At 45.4% G+C, this 6,068-nt stretch carries 3 protein-coding genes; 1 reads left to right on the top strand and 2 read right to left on the bottom strand.

Annotation, left to right across the window (positions count from 1 at the left end):
• Both CX664_RS23195 and CX664_RS23190 read right to left on the bottom strand, forming a co-directional pair.
• Positions 1-1,232: ankyrin repeat domain-containing protein (locus tag CX664_RS23195; protein ID WP_101749023.1), on the bottom strand; the 1,232-nt coding region annotated here is incomplete at its 3' end.
• A gap of 47 nt (positions 1,233-1,279) precedes the next feature.
• Positions 1,280-2,095 (bottom strand): ankyrin repeat domain-containing protein, encoded by an 816-nt coding sequence (locus CX664_RS23190; protein WP_146000252.1) that lies wholly within the window; start codon positions 2,093-2,095, stop codon positions 1,280-1,282.
• 1,359 nt (positions 2,096-3,454) lie between these two features.
• On the opposite strand from CX664_RS23190, the gene CX664_RS23180 reads away from it, so the two are divergent.
• Positions 3,455-5,566 (top strand): ATP-binding protein, encoded by a 2,112-nt coding sequence (locus tag CX664_RS23180; protein ID WP_180966603.1) that lies wholly within the window; start codon positions 3,455-3,457, stop codon positions 5,564-5,566.
• Positions 5,567-6,068: the final 502 nt, after the last annotated feature.

Raw genomic sequence — 6,068 nt, 5'->3', positions numbered from 1 at the left:
TGTGGCGGTGGAGCTCCAGGATTCATCGGGAATTGCTGGTGTAATGGTGTGTTGCCAGAGTTATCAGTGGCATCGATATCCGCTTCTGCTCCAATTAATAATTCAAGGCAATTTTCGCTCAGGGACTCTTCGTCGCCACCAGCAGCATGGTGTTGCGGTGTTTTACCATCTGCACCCTTGTCTTTGGCAAGGGAGGGGTCGAAGTCTAGCAATTCCTGGACGATTTCGGTGCGACTTTTAAGAGAAGCAACGTGGAGAGCCATATCGCCAGCTTTATCCTTTTTTCTGGCCAGGGAACTATCAATTTGCAGCAATTCCATGACTACCCTTTTATCGCCATTTTTGGCAGCCAAGTGAAGCAAGGGACCGCGCAATTCCGTAGCTGTCTCCGGGTGGCTATTTTGATCAGCTATCTGGCAAGCCTTAAGGGTATAATCAAGAAGGGTATGGTCAGATTTTTGGCCGAGTCCTTGATTAATAAAGTCGATGTCCAGAAGTGCCATGACGGTATCTGTGTAGCCATTTTGAGCAGCTAAGTAGAGAGCTTTATTGCCATCTTTATTATCCTTTTCAAACAATCCAACTAGCAAACTTATAGCATCTTTTTCTGGATCTCTTGTCCCCATCAAATAAGCAAATGCCACTTCATCCCGAGTGAATAGCTGCTCCATTACAGTTTCTTTAACTTCTGGACATAGAAATGCCTGAATGGTACCAGTATGGCCATTTTGTGCAGCTAAGTGAAGGGCCGTGTTGTCATCGTTATTTTGGAACAGGCTACAGATGGGGTTGCTTTTCATAAATGCCTGAATGGTATCTGTATGGCCATTTTGGGCAGCTAAGTGGAGGGCCGTATTGCCGTCTTTATTCGTATCTCCAGGTTGGATGTGGGGGCTTGCCAGAAATTCCTTAACGGTATCTGTATGGCCATTTTGGGCAGCCAAGTGAAGGGCCGTATTGCCATCTCTATTCGTTTCTTCGACCAGGGAGCTATCAATGGCCAGCCATGCCTTGACTATAATTGTTCTGCCACTTTCAGCAGCCTGGTGGAGAGCCGTATTACCATTGTTGTCCGTATCTCTGGCCAGGGAGTGATCAATGCCCACCACACGTTTGGCAAAATTCATAATATTAATGGTAATGGGGTCCTGGGAGAGAGCTATCTTCAAAATTTTGGCCAAGAAGCCGCGACATGCCTCGGCAACCTCTCTATGACCATTTTGAATAGCCAAGTCGCGAGCCGTTTTATTCTCTTCATTTTTATCAAAAGCAGCTAGTTTTAATATGTGCGCAGGCCTATGCGGTTATGGTCAATGTTCAGAATTGCCTTAACGCTGTCTGTTTGGCCGTTCTGAGCAGCCAGGTGAAAAGCTCTATTACCATGGTTATTTTCTTTTTGGAGCAATTTTAATAAGCTTTCAGGCTCCATGTTGTTAAGAAATGCCTTAACGCTGTCTGTTTGGCCACTCTGAGCAGCCAGGTGAAGAGCCGTATTGCCATCGCTATCAGAGATATTGGCGTCAGCTCCTTTTTTGAGCAGCAGTTTTATGCTCTCGGAGTCGCCATCCAAGGTGGCTTGACAAAGCAGAGTTTTGCCTGTGCCTATATTAGGGGTATTAATATTCGCTCCGTTGTCCAGTAACAGTTCCAAACAATCATGCTGGCGTTCACTGGCGGCTATTATAGCAAGGTCTTCTTTGTTTGAAGTCAGACAGTCGTACTCCAAGAGTAACTGAAGGGCTTCCTTATCACCTTCTTTGCAGGCATCAATGTCTAAGGGTATAAAAGTATTACCAACTGTACGTGATAATTGGCGGTTTTCCTGGTTGCTAATACTGCAGCTACGTTGCATCAGGGTGAGAAACTCGGGAATACATGCCAAGTGATACTGGTCGTGATCTTTTTGGCTTGGTTGGCATGATGGTTCGACATTGACAATTGAATGCCTACCAAATCGTTCCTGCTTTTCTGTAACTCTACAGTCTTTAGAATCGCAAACTTTAGAATCACCATTAAATCTATTTCCAGTTGCTGCAGCTACGGTACTACCTGCTCCTAACACACCAGCAGCAACTGGCGACCTGGATGAATCCACAACTATCTCCCGAGCAAATCATGACCTGTTAAAATGTGATAACCTACTCTGAATTAATGCTTTCGAATGCGCAAAGAACGTAGTCCGTGATTGTGCATTATGCAAATCCAAGTACGGTGAAAAAATTTAGAATCAGTCCTTTCTTCTTGTTGATGCCTGAAGGAGTGCGGATGGTGTGCCACCGTTACCGCTAATAACGTCACCAGTCAGGTAGAATCAAGGAATGGTTCGGTGATTACGGTTTAAGGGGAAACTGTGGGTGTTGGGGAAAAGGTATTATTCACATTACAAATTATCATGACCATCGTTGTCTTTCATAAAAGCTTGCGCGATAAACGACAAAATATTTAAAAATTCAGAGCCTGAGCAGACCTGCAGTACGCAAGGGCATCCACTACCGACCATTAATCACTCATGTTCTGCTATTTTGTTTTTCATTGTACCTTGCTGGACGATAGATAATGATGGACTCCATTTTCAAGGATTCAAGGAGTTCCTTGCACGCGGAGTGACCATTTTTGTAAACCAAGTCGAGAGCGATCAATCTTCTTTTATTCTTCTCTTCGGCCAGGGAGGGGTACAAGATCAGCAATTCCCGGAAGATCTCCTTGCGGTCATGACAAGCAGCCAAGTGAACTAATTCATTTTCTTTTTGTCGAAATGCCCGGATAAGTAGTTGGCCAAATGGAATCGTATTTTCTGGCTAAGTGGGCAGTTACTATGCAAGGCACAACGCAGGGAGCATAGCCGTAGCTATGTGACCGGAGTTGTAACGCCGCAGAGTGACTGATCACTTAGTCAGAAAATACGATTTCATGTGGTTAACTACTTAACTGTATCAGACGAATATTATTTGTACATTCTATTGAGATTACTTGGAATACTGCCAATCAGTCAGGCTTCTGGTTACATAAGTTGACGACAAGGGCGGTATTAATAGCATGTAAATTACTAAAGGATAATATGAATACTGTACCTGCCAGCTGCCAATCCGGCCTGTGTCTCAAATCCGGAAAAGCAGATTCTGAATCTTCTGAATTAGCTGCTGGTAATAGCTGTCCTCCGAGCTTTTTGGGTTATCCTTTATCTAGTGTACGACTCTCCCCATCAATAAACAGTGTTGAGATGAGCACCACACAAGACACCCCGAAAAAAATGGCGGATTCAAGCGGTCAGAGGCAGGGCGTAAGGAAAAGGAAAATTGACGGTACTATAAATGCCGTATGTGATCTCTACAATACACAAGTTTCAGTAAAAAAACCGATCCTTGATGATAATCTTTTAATCAATCATTTCGCATCTTTATGCAAGATATTCCCCCCTTACCAACCCTTCCCGAAGAGTGTCAGCAATAAGCCCGTGGCTGAACAGTTCGCTGAATTTACGGTTCGCTGGCTCCAGCTCATTAACACACCATACGCTGATCGGAGTTCAGTCATGACCCGCTTTTATGATCATGCTCCGAAGGCAGGTTTCAATCCATTTCGCAGGGCAAATCTGCTGGAAGCAAGAAAACGTCTGGGTATTTTTTATCCTGAGGATTATCATGACCATGAACTTCCCAAACTGTCCGGCAGTCAAATCCTCGGGCTGCACTCTCTACCGGAATATTTTGACCAAAAACACCGTTCCGGCTTTATAGCAATGGATAACGGGCATACCCCAAGTGAGTGTCTGAATGCTTTTTTTCATGGCCCTACTGTTGCCGACTGTGCCACGACCCTGCTGGCCTGTCAGTATCGAGCCATTGAATCCATCATTGGCACCGACGAATTCAACCGCATCTTTGATGCCCCGGCCTCAAAATTCAGAATTTCCTACACGCTTTTCACATCGCCTGAACGCTTCGCCAATACAGTTGGCAATATAAAACCGATTAATGCCGGTAACCCTATCTATAATCTGTTTGAAAATCTCAAGTTCATAAATCTGACTTCCTCTGTTTCAAATACTGAAAAAATTTCAGAACTGGATATCAAAAAGGGTGATATTCTCTATATTCATGGCGTTGACAGATACTGCGAGAAGCACAAAATCGGTGCTGCAATCGGTTTTAATCTGATATGCACCGGGCAAAACAGCAGCGGACACAATCTCTATCTGGGGTTTGGTCCGGACGATTTTGTTGAACCGAAAACCTATGACCAGGTCAAAAAATTACTGATTGATGGTTATAACAGCCCACAAAGACCTGAGACAATCCGTGCTATTAAAGAGGGGGAAACGGGTTATGCACAGCTGTCTGGCCATAATCTGCCCTATGATCACCCTATTATTGGTATCACTGCAGCGTTTCGCTTCAGTACTGTGTACTGGGAATATTTCTTGTCGCAGTCCGATCAAACCTGGCATAAGCAACCGCCGTTGCCTGTTGCACCGGCTATGGAACCAAAACCGGTGCATCACGGCTCACCCTTCCCCGCTGAAAATTTTGTTGCTGATCTGGATCAGTTCAAACCCGCCTCACCACGGCAGGAACGGATGAAAGAGACGGCCCTGAGGTTCACTCACGCTGTGATTAATAATCAGGGTAAAGCCCTGGATAAAAAGCCCATGGGACTTTTCCTGACCGGATCACCGGGACTGGGAAAAACACATCTTTGTGTAGCTGTTACCAGAAAAGCAACTGATTACGGTGTCAACACCCTGTATATAGACATAGAAAAAGCAGGTACCCTGTTTCAGGACCTCGGCGGTGATCAAGTGCAATGGCATAGAGAGATCGATGAAATGCTTGCCGGTAAGGATCTGGTGGTCATCGATGATGCCAACGGCGGTTTCTTTAGCGACGAATTTCTGGCAACAACAATGAAACATGTGATGACTGAAAACACAGCCATCATGGTCAGTTCAAATCATCATATTCCTGTCAAAGATGCAACCCCTGGCTTTATTGACCCCTTTGCCAGGGAAGCCCATAACTTTGTTTACCTGAACGATTTACAAGGCGACAGTTGCCGTACCCAATGGTGGCTCAGCCCTGAAGTACGGGCTGCTGAAGCATTATCGCAACTGGGTCAGTATCAAGGTTGCAAAGCGGCAGGAGTGATTACTGAGGATGCGGTATCAATAGACGATATTGCCAGAATACTCAGCATTCCGGTGGACCAGATCCGTCGGGTAGCCCCGCCCTGTTTACCCGGAACCTATCGGAACAGCCACGATTACTGCCTCAGCGATTTATCCAAAACGCAGCATCAGGCTGTGTTTATGGCGTGTGATATGACGGGTGATGAATCTGTTTATAGCCGTGATCAAATCGAGCAATTCTTAAATGTTATTCAGAAAGTACACGACGAAGGCTTGAAGCTGGTGGTCAAAACCAGTAACCGCTTACTATTTTTAGAAAAGGTTCTGGTTTTTTTAAAGACTAACTACCGTGTTAAAAAGGACAAGCTTCGTATCACTGACCGGCTCGAGCATATGTTCCCTGCTTTTCGGAAACCGGACTATAGTACATCCAAGCCTTAATACCCATACTGAAACGGTTGAGAAACTGGAGCAGCTTCTACTCTGGGCAGTGAAGGCATCTCAAGAATAAGCCGATCCGGCGGGGTTGGCTATTACGCTGGTTAAATTGGCGTTTACGTTCTATTGTTGTCATCCCCAGACGATTCTCCAACTGGAAACAGGTAATCCCCGAAGAAACCATGCAGTCACCTTCCTCCTCAGTAACCGCAGACACGGCATCCCCGTTAACATCCACTGAAGCCGGAAGGCACCGGCCAGCAAACAGCCGAAAACAAGAAAGAAAGCGATCCATGTCAGGTTACCAGGTGGAACAGACAACAACGGGCACTGGAACATTTCCACCGCATCAACTGCAATCTGAATCCGGGCCCATCCCATCCATAAAGCGCAGGCGTGTTACTGACAACAGCAGGAGTATTGTGTGTTCTGCAACTTCGCTACCTACAGAAATTAACAGTGAAACATCAATTTCAGAATTTTCTGTAAGCCAGCAAAATGAACT

Origin of the sequence: Endozoicomonas acroporae, from assembly GCF_002864045.1 — a bacterium.
Classification (GTDB): Bacteria; Pseudomonadota; Gammaproteobacteria; order Pseudomonadales; family Endozoicomonadaceae; genus Endozoicomonas; species Endozoicomonas acroporae.
Note: the sequence above shows the minus strand (reverse complement) of the source record. Positions and strands in the feature narration are given on the sequence as shown.